The following is a 16,741-nucleotide window of genomic DNA, read 5'->3' on the forward strand; positions in this document are numbered from 1 at the left end:
GCGGCCGCCGCCGCGGCCGCCGCCGGCAGGCGCCGCCGCCCGCGCCTCGGCGCGCGGCGGCCGGGGCGGGACACCGGCGCCGGGGCGGCCTCCGGCGTACGGGCGGAGGGGTCGGCGCCCGCCATGGCCCGCCCCGGAGCGGGCGCCACCGCCTCCGGTACGCCCCCGGGCCCGCCCGCCGGGACACGCGGCCCGGCCCCGGGCCCGGTGGGAGCTGCCGGTACGGCGTCTCCCGCACCCGTGTGCGCCGGCGCCGCCCGGGTGGCCTGGAGGTGCGCCGGCGCGGACCACCCGGGCTCCCCCCACCCGGAGTCCCCCCGCCCCGCGCTCCCCCGGCCCCCGACCTCGTCACGGACCGGGCGGGGCAGCCAGCCGTCGGTGAACTCCGGCCGCGGGCCCACCGCGGGGTGCGCGTGCACGGCGGCGATCAGCTCGACGGTCGAGGGACGGTCCGCGGGGCGCTTGGCCAGGCACCACGCCATCAGGTCGCGCAGGTCGTGGGGTACGCCGCCGAGGTGGGGATGCTCGTGGACCACCCGGTACAGGGCGCCGGACTCCGGTCCGGCCCGAAGGGCGGCGCCCCGCCCGCCACGTACGCGGCCAGCGCCCCGAGCGCGAAGAAGTCGGTGGCCGGTGTCGCCTGGCGGCCCGGCGCCTGCTCGGGGGCCATGAACGCGGCGGTGCCGATCCGCAGGCCGGTGCCGGTCGGGGCCGCGGCGTCCGCCGCCCTCGCGATGCCGAAGTCGATCACCCGGGGACCGTCCCCCGCGACGAGCACGTTGGCGGGTGTGAGGTCGCGGTGGACGACGCCGGCCCGGTGGATGCCCTGGAGGGCCTCGGCGATGCCCGCGACGAGCAGCAGGACGGTGCGCGCCGGCAGCGGCCCGCGCCGCCGTACGACTTCGTGCAGCGTGGGTCCGGGCACGTAGGCCGTGGCCAGCCCGTCCCTGGATTGACTGAAAATCCAGTCAGTGGCACAGTGGCCACACGAGGCCGCCTCACCTTTCGTGCCGAGCGGCCGTTCGCGGTGCGGAGCGCGCACTCTTGTCCGTAGCCCGGTTTGTCGGCCCACGTGATACTCCCGCGCCCGCCCTGGCGGAAGCACCCTCTTCCGCGGTCCACGATCGGAGTCCCCCGTGTCCTTCCAGCCCCCCACCCGCAGGACCGTCCTTCGCACCCTCGCCGGGATCGGCGCCGTCGTCGCGGGCGCCTCGGCCTGCGGTCCCTCCGCGACCGGAGCCCAGGCCGGCGCCACCGCCGGATCCTCCGCACCCGTCCCGTCGGGTGCCAAGCGCCGCCTGGGCGCCGAGTGGGAGAGCCACACCCGTACGTTCATGGCCTGGCCCGCGCTGACCTCGGTCTGGGCGGAGGACCTGCGCTACGTGCGCGAGGACATCGCGCGCATCGCCCGGGCGATCGGCGAGTACGAGGCGGTCGTCATGATGGCCCGCCCCGACCAGGCCGACGCGGCCCAGCGGGCCTGCGGCTCCCAGGTCGAGGTGATACCGCTGGCCGTCGACGACATGTGGGCGCGCGACACCGTCCCCGTCTTCGTCGAGGAGGGCGGCAAGGCCGTCGGCGTCGACTTCAACTTCAACGGCTGGGGCAACAAGCAGGAGCACAAGAACGACGGGGCGGTCGGCCGCGCCGTGCTCCAGAAGTACGGGATCCCCCGCGTCCAGGCACCCCTCGTGGCGGAAGGCGGTTCGTTCGAGCCGGACGGTAAGGGCACCCTCCTCATCACCGAGAGCTCGATCGTCAACGACAACCGCAACCGCGGCAAGAACCGCGACACGATCGAAAAAGAACTCAAACAGACCCTCGGCGTCGAAAAGGTCATCTGGCTCGCCGGCGTCCGCGGCGAAGACATCACCGACGCCCACGTCGACAGCCTCGTACGCTTCACCGCCCCCGGCGTCGTCCTCCTCGACCGCGCCCACCCCACCACACCCGCCGACTCCTGGTCACGCTCCGCCGACCAGGCCAAATCCGTCCTCATTAAAACCACCGACGCCCGCGGCCGACGCTTCGAAGTCATCGACTTCCCCCAACCCGACCTCAGCAAAACCACCGGAACAGGAGACGACTTCGTCTCCACCTACGCCAACTTCTACATCGCCAACGACGCCGTCTTCATGCCCGAATTCGGCGACCGCACAGCCGACGACCGAGCCCGCGCCATCCTCCGGGAACACTTCCCCGAACGCGACATCGTCCCCGTCCCCATCGACACCATCGCCTCCGGCGGCGGCGGAATCCACTGCTCCACCCACGACCAATCCGGCACACCCGCCGCCTGACCCCCCAACACCCGCGCACCACCGGAGACACCGTGTCCCAGCCCAGACACTCCTCCCCCGCGCGTCGCGTTCCGCTGCTTCCCGGCCTGGTCCTGCTCGCCATCGTGGCGGCGGTCGCCGCGGGGGCCTGGCTCCAGTTCGGCGAGCGCCAGGCCCTGGACACGGTGTACACCGCGGGCCGGGCCGATGCCGACCGGGTCGACGTCCAGGCCGCGGTCCAGCACGTCGACGCGGCCGGGCGGGAGATGATGCCGCGCGTCCTGGTGACGCCCCGGGGTGCACTGGCCGAGGCCGGCGGCGTCTCCCCCGTGGAGGACTCCTCTGGGCGGAGACCGTCATCGCGTTCTGCCTGATCACCGTGGTCGTCGCGGGCATCCGAGCCGAACCCCGCCGCACCGCCGACCCGCCGGTGCGCGCGGAACCCTGACGAGGCCGGCGGCGCAGCCCCGACGACGCCGTCAGTGGTCCCACGACCGCGGGCGGTCCAGCGCCTCCCACTCCGCGCGGAGCAGGGACAGGACGGCGATGTCGAGGCGGCGTCCGCGATGCAGACAGGCCGAGCGCCGGACGCCCTCGTGCACGAATCCCGCCTTGGCCAGGACGGCCAGCGCCGCCGTGTTACCGGTGTGGGTGATCGCCTCGACGCGCTGCATGGGCAGCTCGCCGAAGGCCAGGTCGGTCAGTGCGTCCAAGGCGTCGGTGCCGTGGTCCTGTCCCCGGTGCCGCGGGTCCATCATCAAGTGGACCGACGCCGTGCCGTCGATCATGTCCTGCTCGACCAGGGCGATGTGGCCGATCGGCGTGCCGTCGGGCAGCAGCACCGTGAAGTCGTCCCGCTCGTGATCGTCCCTGTCCCGCTCCATGCGCTCGCGGAGGGAGGAGAGGGAGCGCGGCCAGAAGCCGATCTCGTGCGCGGCCACCGGATCGGACCGCCAGGTGTGCATCAGCTCGGCGTCGTCGGCGTCGAGCGGTGCGAGGCGTACCGTCCTCCCCCGCCAGCACGGCACTCGCCCGGACTCCGCAGCATCGTTCGACTCGTCATCGATCACGGCGGGATGCTACGGCCCTGACCGCCGGGGCCGCCAACGCTTTCCGCCGCCGCCCGACGGGAGCGGGAAAAGTGCTCCGCAATTGACAGTTGGGGCCTGCCGGTGCCGGGGCGCGGTGAATGATGACCCCGACATGGCCGGAGCCCGCGCAGGGACGCTCACGTGTCCGCAGCCCTCGCGGCGGAGCGGACAGCGGCTGCGTGCTGTCGTCTTCACCCTGCTCAGCTCGGTGTTGGCCGTCGTGGCCCACCGACTGGCCTCGGGGGACGCGGTGTCCTGGCAGGGCACGGCGCCAGGGGCGGCGGGCGTCCTCGCCTGCTCGTGGCCCGCGGCCCGGACCTCCCGTTCCCGGCGGCAGGTGCTCGCGGCCACCGGGGCCGCCCAACTCCTGCTGCACCGGGCCGTGTCCGTCCGGCATCCCGTACGGCACGGGCATCCCGAGGGGTACGACGGGGTGCCGGAGACCGCGCGCGCGGCGCACGAGGGCCCGTGGGCCATGACGGCGGCCCACTGCGTGGCCGCGTGCGTGATGGCCCTCCTCATGTACCGCGCGGACCGGGTGCTCAGCCGGCTGCCGGAGACGGTCAACCGCTGGGCCGGGGCGGCGGCCGCCACGGCCCGCGCGGCCTTCGGCATCCGCTGCCGGTCCCGCGTACGGCCGCGCCCGCGGACGGTGCGCGTACCGCTCGACGGCCCGGCCCCGCGGCCGTCGCCGACGAGGCTCTGGCACGCGCTGGTGCGTCGGGGGCCTCCCGCCCGGTGTGCGGGAGACGTTCCCCTGATCCCGGCGGGCCGTGCGCCGACACGGCGAGGCCCGCCCCGCACACCGAGAGGGTTCCGCCATCGTGACCAGATCAGACACCGGATCAGACACCCGTACGCACCTTCGCAGGCTCGGCTTCGCCGGCCTCGGCGCCCTGGTGGTCCTGGGCCTGGCCGCCGGGCCGGCCGCCGCGCACGCCGGGGTGACCGCCTCCGACCCGCGTGCGCTCGCCGAGAACGTCACGCTGTCCTTCACCTCCGAGGCGGAGTCGGACACCGTCGGCATCGCGGAGCTCCGGGTCGTCCTGCCGAAGGGCATCGCCCCGGACACCGTGACGCTGAAGGACGCGCCCGAGGGGTGGAAGCTGGCCGCCACCCCGGACGGGTACGCGATCGGCGGCGCCGCCCTCGCCACCGGCACGGACGCCGAGTACAGCATCACGGTCCGACAGCTGCCCGACGAGAAGTCCCTGGCGTTCAAGACGCTGGAGACCTACGGCGACGGGAAGGTCTCCCGCTGGATCGAGGTGCCCGCCAACGGCGAGAAGGTCGACAATCCGGCCCCGCTCCTGCAACTGAAGGCGGCGGCACCGGGGGCCAAGCCGATCGCCCCGAGCCCGTCGCCGTCCCCGACCCCGAGCGCCGAGCCGTCCGTCCAGCCGTCCGCGGCGGCCCCTTCCGCTCCCGTCGCCTCCGCGAGCCCGCAGACGGCGGGTGAGAAGGCGGGCAGCGGTACCGGCGCCGTCGTCGGCGTCGTCGCGGCCGTCGTACTGCTCGCCGCCGCCGGCACGTTCTGGTGGCTGCGCCGCGGCCGCGGCCGGACCTGAAACCTGACCGGTGCGGAACCGGTGCGGAACCGGTGCGGAACCGGTGCGGAACCGGTGCGGAACCGGTGCGGAACCGGTGCGGCCGTGGCCGGCACCGGCGCCGATGGGGCGCCGGGCGCCGGCCACGGCCGCGGGGCCGTTACCCGGACGCCGTCACCGCTGCGGGGAGGTGATGCGTACGCTCTCGCGCACGGTGACCTGGTCGATGTCGGTGGTGCGCACCGTCAGGTTCAGGATCCACTCGCCGGGCATGGGCAGGCGCAGGTCGTAGGCTGCCCAGAATCCCTTCTGGTTCTTCAGTTTGGCGTCGAGCGGGCCGATCTTCAGGTCCTCCTGGGTGAGCGTGAGGCGGAGTTCGGGGACGGTGGCCAGGCCCCCGTCCGCGGTGAACACCACGACCTCCACCGTGTTCTCGCCGACGCGTCCGGGCGCGAGCGTGACCTGCGCCGTACCGCGGCGGCCGGCCGTCCCCATGTCGAACGGGAGCGTGACCACCTTCGCCTGGGGCTCCTGCGCCGTGGCGGCCCGGGCGCTCTCGCCGGCGGCGCGGCTGGGCTGGGTGCCGGTGAGCAGGGTGGTGATCGCGAGGACCACCACACCGAGTACGGCTTCGACGGTCACCGTACGGCGCAGGCCGCGCCGGTACCGGTCGTCGGCCGCCGGGGCGTCCGCCGGTGGCGGCCCGGCACCGTCGCCCGGCACTCCGCCGGCGGACGCCTCGGCCGCGTCGTCGATGGGTACCTCGGCCGCGTCGTCGGCGGACGCCTCGGCCCCGCCACCGGCGCCCGTCGGCTCGGGGGCGGCGGCCGGCGGCGCGCCGACCGTCTGCGCGACCCTCACCCGCTCGGGCTCGGGCACCTCCCGCGTCCCCGTGACCGGCAGCGCCCCGGGGAGAAGTCGGGCGGTCCACCGGCGGGCGAAGGACGCCGCGCACAGGACGAGGAGCACGGCGGCGATCTTGACGAGGAGGATCCTGCCGTACGACGTGGTGGTCAGCGCCTCCCAGGAGCCGACCTGCCGCCAGGACTGGTAGACCCCGGTGGCGACCAGGACGGCGACGGCGGTGAAGGCCAGGGTCGAGAAGCGGCCGATCGCGGACGCCGGGACGCCGCGTCCGCCGGACCCCCGGTGCCGGAGGAGGGCCACCAGCGTGATCAGGCCGCCCAGCCAGACCCCCATGGCCAGCAGGTGCAGGACGGCGACGGGGACGGCCAGCGGCACCTGGATGCCGGCGGAGGCGTGTTCGGCGGCGGCCCAGGTGAGCGCCAGCGCCAGGGCGAGCACCGCTCCGGCCGCGCGGACCCGGGCGCCGGGGAGCGGTGGCGGTGCTCCGCCGCCCTGCCGGTCGAGCCGTACGGTCGGCCACCGCAGCGCGGCCGCGGCGGCCGCGAGCAGCACGAGCCGTACGAGCAGCGCGATACCGGGCCTCCCGGTGAGCGTCCGGCCCAGGTCGGACGGGTCGAACACCGACGTGAGCGGGGCGCCCGTCTCGTACGGGCCGCGCAACAGCAACAGGGCGGCGGTGGACGCCACCAGCGTCGCCCACCCCGCGACGAGCAGGCGGCGCACCGGGCGGGCCGCCCCCGCGCCGGGCCAGCAGAGCAGCACGAACGCGGCGGCTCCGACGAGGAGGGCGAGGCCGCTGTACGCGACATACCGGAAGAAGCCGTACAGGCGGCTGGCCGCGGTGTCGTCCGGTGAGCCGGTCGCCACCACGGCGGCGGTTTCCGACAGCCGCCCGACGGAGAAGACGAACGCGCCGGAGATCGGGTGGCCGTCGGCGGAGACGACCCGCCAGGCCACGGTGTACGTGCCCTGGGGAATCCCGTCGGACAGTTCCACCCGGGCGGTGTTCTCCTGGCCGTCCACCTGGTGCGCCGGGCGCGGGTTCACGCGCTCGTTGTCCGGCGACAACACGCGCACCGAGTCGTCCGAGAAGCTGACCGACTCGGTGAAGGTGAGCGTGACCTGGCGCGGAGCCGTCTTGAGGACGGTGCCGTCCGTGGGGTCGGAACCGCTGAGGGCGGTGTGCGCGGAGGCCGGCCCCGCCCCGCCCAAGAGCAGGGCGATCAGGGTGAACAGGGTGGCGAACAGGGCCAGGACGGTCCGCGGCGTCGTGGAGGTCGGCGATCCAGTGTGCATGGCGAGGCAGTCTCCGGGGGCGGTCGCCGGAGGTGGCACCGCCGCCCGGGTCCGGTCGTGCACGGCGGGAGTCGGACGGTGGGGCTCCCCCGGGGCGACGGGACGGACGCGGGCAGGGCGGGAACTCATGGCGAGATGTGGACCCTAGTACTGCCGGCCCGGGGACGGAGGGGGTTGCGCATCTTCGGCTAAAGCCCGCCCGCGGGGCCCGGCCGGGGGCGCTCTCCCTGTACGGTGCGCCCGCTCCGCGGCGGCTCCCCCGCTCCGTTTTTCGCCGCCGATCGCCGCGGCCCGTCGAGTTCGGCGGATTACGCAGGTTTGAAAGCTCCCACAGAGAACAGACGGTGTTCTGACACAGGCTTTATACGACGAGGTAGGAGACGCATCGTGGGCATCATCGCTTGGATCCTCATCGGTCTGCTTGCAGGCTTCATCGCGAAGGCGCTGATGCCGGGCAAGGACCCGGGCGGCATCATCATCACCATGCTGATCGGTGTCGCCGGCGGCCTGCTCGGCGGCTGGCTCGGCAAGGTCATATTCGGCGTCGACTCCATCGACGGGTTCTTCGACCTCTCCACCTGGATCGCCGCCATCATCGGCTCGGTGATCCTCCTGGTCATCTACCGCGTCGTCACCGGCGGCCGTCGCAGCCACGCCTGACACCGCGCCCCGCGCGGCGTCACACGTACAGGGGTTCGCCCGTTCACGGGCGAACCCCTGACGCGTTCCCGCCCCCGCCCGTCGGCGGGGGCCTCCGCCTCAGCCGCCCGGCGTCAGGGCCCGTCCCAGACCGCCGCCACCGTTGCGGCCCACGCCGCCGCCTGGGCGCGGCCGGCGCGGGCGGCGTCGGCTCGGCGGGCGGGGTCGAGCATGGCGCGTCCGAAGGCCCGGCGGGCCGTGCGGTCCGGGGTCAGGACGGCGACCCGGGCGCCGGCCGCCGCGAGTTCCTCCCCCTGGGCGAGGGCGTGCGGGTGCGGCCCGACCGCGCCGGGGATCGGCGCCAGGGCGACGGTCCGCCGGTACCCCCGGGCGAGGTGGACGTTGGCCGTCGAGCGGCTGCCGCCGTCCATCCACCGGCGCCCGGCCACCGGTACCGGCGGCCAGACCACCGGTACCGCGCAGCTCGCCGCGACCGCCTCGGGCAGCGTCACCCCCGAGGCCGCGTCGAAGACCGCCAGTTCACCGGTCCGCGCGTCGACGGCGGTGAGCCGCAGGTCCCGCCGGGGCCACGCGTCGACCCCTTCGAGCAGCGAGCCGACCGCCTCCACGACCGCGGACGGGGCGACCGTACGGGACGCCAACGCGGCCCGCCCGAGCCGCCGGACCGACCGCGCGGGGTCCCGCGAGCCGAGCGCCGCCCAGAGGAAGCGCGCGGTCTGACCGGCCGTGACCGTGACGTCGAGCACCGGGGCGCCGTCGAGCTGACCCCCGTACAGCTCTTCGACGCTCACCCCCGACGTGAGCCGCGCCCCGATGACCGAGCCCGCCGAGGTGCCGATGACGGTGTCGGCGCCCGCCAGGTCGATGCCCGCGTCGGCGAGGCCGGCGAGCATCCCCATCGCCCAGGCGCCCCCGATGATGCCGCCGCCGCCCAGTACGAGCGCACGCTCCTCCACGGCCGTCCCGCCCTTCGTCCGTACGCGCCGAAACAAAACGGGGAGTACTCCCCGCTACGAATCCGACGATAGCATCGGTACCGGGGAATGGTCCCCGGTACCGTGGGGGAAGGGATCGACATGACGCTCGGACCGGAGCGATCGCAGCGGCCCGTGCCGGTTCGGCGCGACGCGCGGCGCAACCGCGAACTGCTGGTCGCCGCCGCCCGGGAGACCTTCGCCGCCCAGGGCCTGGACGCCCCGCTGGACGAGATCGCCCGCCGGGCCGGGGTCGGCAACGCCACCCTCTACCGGCACTTCCCCACCCGGGCCGACCTCGTCGAGGAGGTCTTCCACGGCGCGCTGACCGGCACGGTGACCGCCGGGGACACGGCGCGCGAGGCCGACGACGCGTGGCACGCCCTCGCCGCGTACCTCGCCACCGTGTTCGCCGTGCTCGCCGCCGACCGCGGCACCAACGACCTGATGACCACCGGCGTCGAGGGAGTGCCCTCCCTGGACGCCGTGCACGCGCACAACCGCGAGACCATGGAACTCCTGATCCTGCGCGCCCGGCGGCAGGGCACGGTGCGCCCCGACGTCACCACCGAGGACGTACTGTTCTCGCTCGCCGCGCTCGGCCGAGCCGTACCCGCACTGACGGCCACCGCCCCGCAGGCGTGGCGGCGCTACCTCACGCTGTTCCTGGACGGCCTGCGGACCGCCGGCACACCGCCCACCGCCCTGCCCGCCGCCGCCCTCGCACCCGCACAACTCGCCGACGTCCTGCGGGACCTGGGCCCGCACCGCACCCGCGTGGGTTAGACCATCGGGCGGGCGCGGCGCGGCGGGAAGGCGAGGCCGGTGGGGGTGTTGAGGCCGGAGGAGTCCAGGGTGGTCTGGGCACCGTCGGAGGGGCGCACGCGGACGACGCGGTTGTTGAAGGCGTCGGCCACGAAGAGCATGCCCTGGGCGTCGAGCGCGAGGCCGAGCGGGCTGCTCAGGCCGCTGGTCGGAACGGTGGTCTGGGCGCCGGTGCCACCGGCGATCCTCACCACGCGGTTGTTGCCGCTGTCCGAGACGTAGAGGTCCCCGGCCGAACTCAGCGCGAGGCCGGTGGGCTGGGACAGTCCGGTGGTGGGGACGGTGGACTGCCCGCCCCCGACCGCGGAGACCTTCACGACGCGGTCGTTAACGAAGTCGGAGATGTACAGGTCCCCGTCGGGCTCCAGGGCCAGGCCCCAGGGGTGCAGGAGTCCCGTGGTGGGAACGGTGGTCTGGCCGCTGCCGTCGGCGGGCACCTTCACGACGCGGTCGTTGAAGCTGTCGGCGATGTAGAGCGTGCCGGCGGCGTCGGCGGCGAGGCCCAGGGGGCGCGAGAGACCCTCGGTGGGAACGGTGAACTGCCCGCTCCCGTCCGGGGACGACCGCACCACGCGGTTGTTGCCGGTGTCGGCGATGTAGAGGCCGCCCGTACGGTCCCAGGCCAGGCCGGTCGGTCGCACCAGCCCGTCCAGCGGCAGCATGGTCTGACCGCCGCCCTCGGCGGGCAGGGTGACGACGCGGTTGTTGCCGTAGTCGGAGACGTACAGCCGCGGGTTGAGGGGCGACCGTACGTCGTCCGGCTGGGCGGCGCCCACCGGTCCCGCGGGCAGCGCGCACAGGAGCAGCAGTCCGGCGAGGGCGGCGAGGCGGCGGGCCATCCGCGGCCGGGTCCGGCCCGCGGGTGTCCGGCCGGCGCGGGCCGGGACCGCGTGCGCCCGGGGCTCGTGCGTCCGGGGCTCGTGTGCGTGCGGCTCGGCCGTGGTGCGTTCCACGATTCCACCCACCTGTTCCGGAGCGGTCGGCCGTGTGCCGTGCCGGCCTGGTCCCGACGACCCTAGGCAGCGGCCGTGAGCCGGGCGGGAGCCACGCCCTCCCGCGCGGCGCGGGCCACTCCAATGCCCGCGGGCCGCAGCGGGACCGTGCCGGGGCCCGGACCGCGCACCCCTTGCCGTGCGCGTACGGAGACGAACCGGTCAGGGCCGGACCGGCAGCAGGCAGGCAGGCAGGCAGGCAGGCAGGCAGGCGAGGATCCGGGCAGTCCTCCGGTACGGCCGCAGCGGGGCGTCGTCGACGCGGCGGAATCCGTGGCGCCGGCTCCCCGGACCGCGGGGTGGGCCTCTCCGCGCTCGGGGGCGGCCCCTCGGACACGGGCGGCCGTCAGCCCGTCAGCCCGCCGGGTCGGCGTTGACGGCCCGCCGGTACGCCACGTGCCCGCCGAGCGCGCCGGTCAGGGCCACCGCGGCCAGGCCGCCCAGCGACCACAGCCGGCCCTTCGCCTGGCGGCCGCCCAGCCGGGCCGCCAGGGAGACCGCGTAACACGTGACGGCGGCCGCGTTCGTGAGCGCGTGGGCCAGGCCGACCCGGGCCTGCTCGGGCGGCAGGTCCGCCCAGTCGACCCAGCCGGCGACCGCGGCCGGGCCCACCCCCGCGAGCCCGACCGCCGTCAGGGTCGCCGCCGCGGTCCGGGACCCCGGTACGGCCGCGTCGAGGACGGCGGCCGAGAGCCAGCAGCCGATCGGCACCTGCACGAGTACGGGGTGGAGGGGGTGGCCCATGGGCCGTCCGCGCAGCAGGTCGCGCGCCCCGCCGAGGGGAAGCGCGCGGATCCCCCGCTGGAGGGCGCGGACGGCCGGGTCCGCCGCGGTCGTCCGCTCGATGCGGTCCAGCGCCGTGAGCCACCGGACGGATCCCGTGCGGAGCACCGCGCCCGGCCGGCTCGTCCCGGGGGTGTCGACGGCATGTGTGCTGTTCATGCCGGACGCCTACCCGGCACGGCGGCCCCGGTCGCGCGCGCGGGGCCGACTGCCTCCGAACGGGTCGGGCGCCCGGCTCACCGTGGGATGCCCGGCGCCCCCGCCCGAAGGTGCTGTCCGCGGGTCCGTCCGGGCCCGCGGGTCCGTCCGGGCCCGCGGGTCCGTCCAGTCCCGCGGGTGCGTCCCGGCCCGCGGTTCCGATGTCCCGCACGGCCCCCGGCGTCCGCACCGTTCGTTGGTTAGGCTGGATGCCGGACATCCGACTCCGTCGCGACGACTGGAGCGTCCCGTGTCGAACCGCATGCCGCACCTGGTGCGAACGGCCGCCGCGGCCGCCTTCGTGATCGCCCTGGCCGCCGTACCGGGCGGACCCGCGCTCGCGTTCACCGGCGGCAATCACGAAAGCGTGACGCGCGCGGCCCTGTCCTGGGAGTCGGCCACGCTCTCCGCCATGGCGGATGCCCGCAAGGGGGCCGTCAACGCCGACGACCACGGCGGGTACTTCCTCATCGGCCCCCTGCACTGCGACAACGCCGACTACCTCGCCCCGCGGCACGTCGAGGACTATCCCCGCAGCCGGGACGAGGCCACCACCGAGCTGCTCGCCTGCATCCGGACCTCCGTCGCCCACTTCCGCAACGCGGTCCGGGCGGCGGACGGCCTCGTCGACGCCCGCGGAGCGGTCCGGGCCGACCAGAGCGACCAGTCGTCCCCCTGTACGTGGCAGGAGACGCCCGGTCCCGCCAAGTGCGACGTACTGGAGGAGCTCGGCCGCAGCTGGCACCCGGTCCAGGACTTCTACGCCCACTCGAACTGGTCCGACCGGGCGGCCCCGGGTGCGGTCGGCATCGGGAATCCTTCCGGACTGGCCCGTACCGGTGTCGCGCCCTTCCTCGACGTCCGCCGCTACAGCGGCATGGAGGACGCCGACTGGACCAGGGAGGCCCGCGCGCTCATCCCCGAGGACCTGGCGACCGGCTGCTACTCCGACTTCGATTCCACCGGCGTCAAGGACGGCGACTGCGCGGGCCGCATCACCCACAACCGTGACCTGAACAAGGACACCGCCGCGTCCCGGCGCTCGAAGACCGGCGACAACTTCGACCGTGCCGTCGCCGGGGCCACCGCCGAGACGACCCGCCAGTGGAACGACTTCCGGGCCGAGCTCCGGGCCACCTATCCGGACCACCGGCGCGGCGAGCAGATGATCTGCGTCCTCACGCACGACGACCCCGCCGCAACCTGCCCCTGACGCGCGAATGCGTAGCCCATCGTGCCGAAACGGCGCCCCCGCCGGGGTGATCAGGTCGGGTCCGGGGTACCCACCGAGAATGATCACTGTGGGCGTCGAAGAGGAATACCTGCTGGTCGATCCGCAGACGCTGCTGCCCGTTCCGCTCGTGCGGCGGGTGCGGGCCGCGGCCAGCCTGGCGCCGATCGCGGACGAGCGGGAGGTCCAGGACGAACTGCTCCAGGCACAGATCGAAGTCGCCACCCCCGTGTGCACGGCCCTGGAGGAGGTGGGGGGTCACCTCCTGCGGCTGCGCCACGCGGTCGCCACCTCCGCCGAGGCGAACGGCTGCCGCATCGCGGTCTCCGCGACCGCGCCGGTCAGGGACGTCCTGCCCGTACCCGTCACCGACACGGCGAGGTACCTGGAGATGCGCTCGGAAGCCCGGTTGCTGGTCGACGAGCAGCTGATCTGCGGCATGCACGTGCACGTGGGGGTCCCCGACCGGGAGACCGGGGTGGCGGTCCTGAACCGGTTGCGCGTCTGGCTCCCGACGCTGCTGGCGATGTCCGCCAACGGGCCGCTGTGGGACGGCCGGGACACCGGGTTCGCCAGCTGGCGCACGATCGTCTTCGGCCGCTGGCCGGTGAGCGGCCCCGCACCGTACTTCGCGGGGCTCGCGGACTACGAGGCGCGAGCCGACGGGCTGGTGGAGTCGGGGCTGATCCCCGACCGGGGTCAGATGTACTGGCAGGCGAGGCTCTCCGAGCGGTACCCGACCGTCGAGGTGCGCTGCTGTGACGTACAGCTGGAGGCGGACGACGCGGTGATGCTCGCCGGACTCGTCCGCGGCCTCGTCGCCACCGCCATCGCCGAGGAGAGGGCGGGGGCCGCTCCCGCACTGTGCCGACCGGAGGTCATCCAGGCGGCGACGTGGCACGCGGCCCGGCACGGGCTGAGCGGCACCCTGATGGATCCGGCGGGCGGCCGGCTGCGGCGCGGCGCGGACGTGCTGGGCGCGCTCCTGCGGCACGTCCGGCCCGCCCTGGAGGAGAACGGTGACTACCGCGAGGTGAGGTCCCTCGTCCACCGGCTCCTCCGGCAGGGCACGGCGGCCGACCGGCAGCGGCGGGCGCTGGCCGCGACCGGTCTCCCCGCGGTCGCGGCCCTGATCACCGCGGGTGCCACCACCGGCTGAGCCGCCCGCGGACCGGGACCCGTTCACCCGGCCGGCGCTCCGCCGGGGAGGGATCCGCGTACGGTTCCCCCGGGCCGCAACCCGCCTGGTCCCGGGCGGGACGGCGGGGGCGCGGCGGATCGTCGCGGGAGCCGGACGGCGGGCGTGCGGGTGCGGAGGGTACGCGCTCGTGTGTATGTGGTGATGGGTTCCGTGTGGATCCGACCGGCCCCATCCCCATCGAGGAGTCTCCATGAAGCGTCTTCCCGTGATCGGACTGCTCTGCGCCACCGCGCTCTTCGGTCTGGCCGCCTGCTCCGACGACAGCAGCTCGCCCTCGGAGGAGGCCACCAAGGCCGCGAGCGAGCTGTGCACCGACCTGTCGTTGCTCAAGGCGGACAACGCCAAGCTCAAGGCGCTCAACCCGGCGACCGCGACCAAGGACCAGGTCAAGGACGCCCAGCAGGCCGTCCAGGACGACTGGAACAGCGTGAAGGAGAACGTGAGCCAGCTCAGGGAGGCCGAGCGGTCGGCCGTTCAGAACGCGGCCGAGGGCCTGAAGAAGGGGTACGAGGACCTGCCGGGCGACACGACGGGCCAGGACGCGCTGACCCAGCTCCAGCCGCAGATCCAGCAGCTGGACCAGGCCACGACCGCCGCGGCCACCGGGCTCAAGTGCTGACGACGGCTGCCGCGTAACGGCCGCCCGGATCATCGTGGTGGCGAGTGGACCGCCACCCGGGCACCGATGACCAGCGATACGGCGCCCGCCGCGCCCCAGAGTGCTGCGACGAGTACGTCCACGGCCACCTCCGGTCATTCGTGCGGCGGGCCCGTCTCCCGGTCTGCGGGACGGAGCCGTGGCGCGGCGGGCACCGGACGCAGGTGCGATGCTGGAAAGCGGTGGGGGGCGGACGGCCCGCCCGTCGAGCCGGCCCCGTCAGCAAGGGAGAACGACATGGCTGGTCTTCTTCGGGGCATCGCCCGCACCGCGGCGGTCGCCGGTACGGCGACGGCGGTGTCCAACCGCGTTTCGCGGCGCCAGGCGGGCCGGTGGGCCGACCAGGACAACCCGGCCCAGGAGCAGCAGTCCGCCCAGCAGCAGCCGCAGCAGCAGTACGCCGCACCCGCACCGGCACCAGCACCCGCTGCCGCGCCCTCGATGGCGGACGACATGGCCGGCAGGATCGACCAGCTCAAGGAACTCGGAGCGTTGAAGGAGCAGGGCATCCTGACCGAGGCGGAGTTCGCCCAGCAGAAGAGCGCGATCCTCGGCACCTGACCGCCCCGCGCCGACCGCGCCAGCCGCGTTCACCGCTGGTCGGCCACTGGAGGAGAGCCGCAGGCACAGACCCCGTCCCCGCCTGCGGCTCCGGCGTGCAACGGCCGGCTCACTGCGGCGGCCGACCGCCTTCGGCGGCTTCCTCGGCGTCGAGGGAGGCGAGGATGGCCTGTACGGGGATGCGGCCCCCCGCCACCATCTGGGCGCCGCTGCGGCGCAGGGCCCGGGCGAAGGGGGCGGCCCACCGGTTCTCGTACACCAGGATCGCGGCCGCGTTGCCCGGCTGGAGGGCGTTGCCCGCTTCGTCGAGGTCGTCCTGTTCGAGCAGTGCGGAGGAAGCGCCTTCGAAGAGGGACAGGGCGAAGGAGTTCGTGTCGTCGTCGAGGCCCGTGAGTTCCAGGGCGGTGACGGTACCGCCCGCGTCCTTCTGCACGAAGCGGAGGTCGAGGATGTGGATGATGCCCTTCTCCACCAGGTCGATCAATAGGGGGAACGCCTCGCCCGTCATGCGGTTTCCGGGGAACTCGACGACCAGGTAGTCGACGGGGCCCATGTCTTCGATATCGTCGCTCATGAGCACTCCTTGCGCGTGGCCCGGCCCCGCGGTGGTTCCGCGGCGCCCCGCCTCCGCGGGCCGGTGGCCGGGGGGCGCTTCGATGGCCGCGGACACGGTTCTGCTCTCATTGCAGCACCCGCCGTGGGGCCCCGCACCTTCGCCCGGCGCCACCGCCAAGCGCCCGCGCCCCCGGCGTCTCACCGGGCTTCGGGACGGGTGCCGGGGTCAGCCGGTGAGCTGGTAGAGGCTCCGGCCGACGAGCCACAGTCCCAGCAGAAGACAGATGACGACGATCGCCGGGTCCTTGTGGCGTTCCAGCCATCCGCGCAGGCCCAGCAGGGCGCGTTGGGCCTTCTCCGGCGAGAACACCATGTACAGCTCCATGGCCAGCAGGGTGGAGGTGGCCAGGACGCAGAAGCCCGTGAGGGCCAGGAAGGACTCGGCGTGGGAGAGGTCGGCCTGCACGACGGTGGCGGCGGCTGCGCCGACCATCCCCCAGGGCTGGAGGAACACGGCGAGGGCCGCCGCGGACCACCCGGTGGCGTCGTCCGTCCTGGAGGTCACGGACGTGCCCGAGGTTACGGACGTACCGGATGTCACGGAAGTACCGGATGCGCCGGACGGGTCGGTCGGATCGGCCCCGGGAGGTTCCGGGGCCGTCTCCGCCCGTCTGCCGCGGCGGCGGCGCCGCTCGCTGTACACGACGAGGCCGATCCCGATGACGAGCGTGGCCACGAGCGCCGCGATCGACGGGGGCGAGCGGGGCGCGGGCGGTTGACCGCCGGTGAGCAGCAGGACGACCGCCATCACGGCGACCAGGCAGGCCAGCCAGGCGAGGATGAAGGCCAGGCCGTTGCGCACCCCGCGCGATCCGGCCACGACCAGGACGAAGGCCATGACGGGGAGCGGGAACAGCGTCACCGCCAGGCCGATGAGGAACAGGTCAAGCACCATGGCAGCGGACCCCACCCCCGTGCCCGTCCCCGGACGGCGGGGCGGGCCCGGCCGTGACCGGTCCGGCT

Annotated in this window: 17 protein-coding genes and 1 pseudogene; 9 read left to right on the top strand and 9 right to left on the bottom strand. The window is 74.6% G+C overall.

The window, feature by feature from the left end; translation table 11 throughout:
• Both ACFWTC_RS17800 and ACFWTC_RS17805 read right to left on the bottom strand, forming a co-directional pair.
• Positions 1-536 (bottom strand): annotated as a pseudogene (locus ACFWTC_RS17800) (hypothetical protein); the annotation flags it as partial.
• Positions 482-1,255 carry a serine/threonine-protein kinase gene (locus ACFWTC_RS17805; RefSeq protein WP_384074244.1) on the bottom strand — a complete coding sequence of 258 codons (774 nt, stop codon included), beginning with the start codon at positions 1,253-1,255 and terminating at the stop codon, positions 482-484. The gene ACFWTC_RS17805 and the pseudogene ACFWTC_RS17800, both read right to left, overlap by 55 nt.
• Between ACFWTC_RS17805 and ACFWTC_RS17810 the strand changes: the two genes are divergently transcribed.
• A complete protein-coding gene (locus ACFWTC_RS17810; RefSeq protein ID WP_384030592.1) occupies positions 1,137-2,300 on the top strand; it encodes an agmatine deiminase family protein in 1,164 nt (387 codons plus the stop codon). The genes ACFWTC_RS17805 and ACFWTC_RS17810 overlap by 119 nt on opposite strands.
• A gap of 32 nt (positions 2,301-2,332) precedes the next feature.
• Positions 2,333-2,653: a DUF4436 family protein gene (locus ACFWTC_RS17815; RefSeq protein WP_383933290.1), complete on the top strand. Its 321-nt coding sequence runs from the start codon at positions 2,333-2,335 to the stop codon at positions 2,651-2,653.
• Positions 2,654-2,758: 105 nt separating this feature from the next.
• Here ACFWTC_RS17815 and ACFWTC_RS17820 read toward each other — a convergent pair whose 3' ends face one another.
• Positions 2,759-3,349 (bottom strand): GNAT family N-acetyltransferase, encoded by a 591-nt coding sequence (locus ACFWTC_RS17820; RefSeq protein WP_383933293.1) that lies wholly within the window; start codon positions 3,347-3,349, stop codon positions 2,759-2,761.
• Positions 3,350-4,194: 845 nt separating this feature from the next.
• On the opposite strand from ACFWTC_RS17820, the gene ACFWTC_RS17825 reads away from it, so the two are divergent.
• Positions 4,195-4,938, top strand: coding sequence for a DUF1775 domain-containing protein (locus ACFWTC_RS17825; protein WP_384030590.1), 744 nt, complete (start codon positions 4,195-4,197; stop codon positions 4,936-4,938).
• A 153-nt stretch (positions 4,939-5,091) separates the two neighbouring features.
• On the opposite strand, the gene ACFWTC_RS17830 is transcribed toward ACFWTC_RS17825, so the two are convergent.
• Positions 5,092-7,080 (bottom strand): copper resistance CopC/CopD family protein, encoded by a 1,989-nt coding sequence (locus ACFWTC_RS17830; protein ID WP_383928129.1) that lies wholly within the window; start codon positions 7,078-7,080, stop codon positions 5,092-5,094.
• 387 nt (positions 7,081-7,467) lie between these two features.
• Between ACFWTC_RS17830 and ACFWTC_RS17835 the strand changes: the two genes are divergently transcribed.
• A complete protein-coding gene (locus tag ACFWTC_RS17835; RefSeq protein WP_383928126.1) occupies positions 7,468-7,740 on the top strand; it encodes a GlsB/YeaQ/YmgE family stress response membrane protein in 273 nt (90 codons plus the stop codon).
• A gap of 113 nt (positions 7,741-7,853) precedes the next feature.
• Here ACFWTC_RS17835 and ACFWTC_RS17840 read toward each other — a convergent pair whose 3' ends face one another.
• A complete protein-coding gene (locus tag ACFWTC_RS17840; protein WP_383928123.1) occupies positions 7,854-8,696 on the bottom strand; it encodes a patatin-like phospholipase family protein in 843 nt (280 codons plus the stop codon).
• 120 nt (positions 8,697-8,816) lie between these two features.
• On the opposite strand from ACFWTC_RS17840, the gene ACFWTC_RS17845 reads away from it, so the two are divergent.
• Positions 8,817-9,500 carry a TetR/AcrR family transcriptional regulator gene (locus ACFWTC_RS17845; RefSeq protein ID WP_384028787.1) on the top strand — a complete coding sequence of 228 codons (684 nt, stop codon included), beginning with the start codon at positions 8,817-8,819 and terminating at the stop codon, positions 9,498-9,500.
• On the opposite strand, the gene ACFWTC_RS17850 is transcribed toward ACFWTC_RS17845, so the two are convergent.
• Both ACFWTC_RS17850 and ACFWTC_RS17855 read right to left on the bottom strand, forming a co-directional pair.
• Entirely contained in the window at positions 9,497-10,492 is a 996-nt protein-coding gene (locus ACFWTC_RS17850) for a hypothetical protein (RefSeq protein ID WP_383928117.1), read from the bottom strand. The two genes, ACFWTC_RS17845 and ACFWTC_RS17850, sit on opposite strands and share 4 nt — an antisense overlap.
• Positions 10,493-10,885: 393 nt before the next feature.
• Complete coding sequence (locus ACFWTC_RS17855; RefSeq protein ID WP_383928114.1) at positions 10,886-11,473, bottom strand: DUF2231 domain-containing protein; 588 nt, start codon at positions 11,471-11,473, stop codon at positions 10,886-10,888.
• A 289-nt stretch (positions 11,474-11,762) separates the two neighbouring features.
• Here ACFWTC_RS17855 and ACFWTC_RS17860 point away from each other — a divergent pair, with 289 nt between their 5' ends.
• The 4 genes from ACFWTC_RS17860 (at position 11,763) to ACFWTC_RS17875 (ending at position 15,163) form a co-directional block, all read left to right on the top strand.
• Positions 11,763-12,725, top strand: a complete 963-nt coding sequence (locus ACFWTC_RS17860; RefSeq protein WP_384028785.1) for a hypothetical protein — start codon at positions 11,763-11,765, stop codon at positions 12,723-12,725.
• 79 nt (positions 12,726-12,804) lie between these two features.
• Positions 12,805-13,902: a glutamate--cysteine ligase gene (locus ACFWTC_RS17865; RefSeq protein ID WP_383928108.1), complete on the top strand. Its 1,098-nt coding sequence runs from the start codon at positions 12,805-12,807 to the stop codon at positions 13,900-13,902.
• Between the two features lie 232 nt (positions 13,903-14,134).
• Positions 14,135-14,563, top strand: coding sequence for a hypothetical protein (locus ACFWTC_RS17870; protein ID WP_383928105.1), 429 nt, complete (start codon positions 14,135-14,137; stop codon positions 14,561-14,563).
• 276 nt (positions 14,564-14,839) lie between these two features.
• Positions 14,840-15,163: an SHOCT domain-containing protein gene (locus ACFWTC_RS17875; protein ID WP_383928102.1), complete on the top strand. Its 324-nt coding sequence runs from the start codon at positions 14,840-14,842 to the stop codon at positions 15,161-15,163.
• Positions 15,164-15,272: 109 nt separating this feature from the next.
• On the opposite strand, the gene ACFWTC_RS17880 is transcribed toward ACFWTC_RS17875, so the two are convergent.
• Complete coding sequence (locus ACFWTC_RS17880; protein WP_383928099.1) at positions 15,273-15,737, bottom strand: DUF6325 family protein; 465 nt, start codon at positions 15,735-15,737, stop codon at positions 15,273-15,275.
• Between the two features lie 207 nt (positions 15,738-15,944).
• Positions 15,945-16,673 (bottom strand): GAP family protein, encoded by a 729-nt coding sequence (locus ACFWTC_RS17885; RefSeq protein WP_384028783.1) that lies wholly within the window; start codon positions 16,671-16,673, stop codon positions 15,945-15,947.
• Positions 16,674-16,741: the final 68 nt, after the last annotated feature.

The sequence above is a fragment of the Streptomyces sp. NPDC058619 genome (assembly GCF_042717785.1).
Taxonomy (GTDB): domain Bacteria; phylum Actinomycetota; class Actinomycetes; order Streptomycetales; family Streptomycetaceae; genus Streptomyces.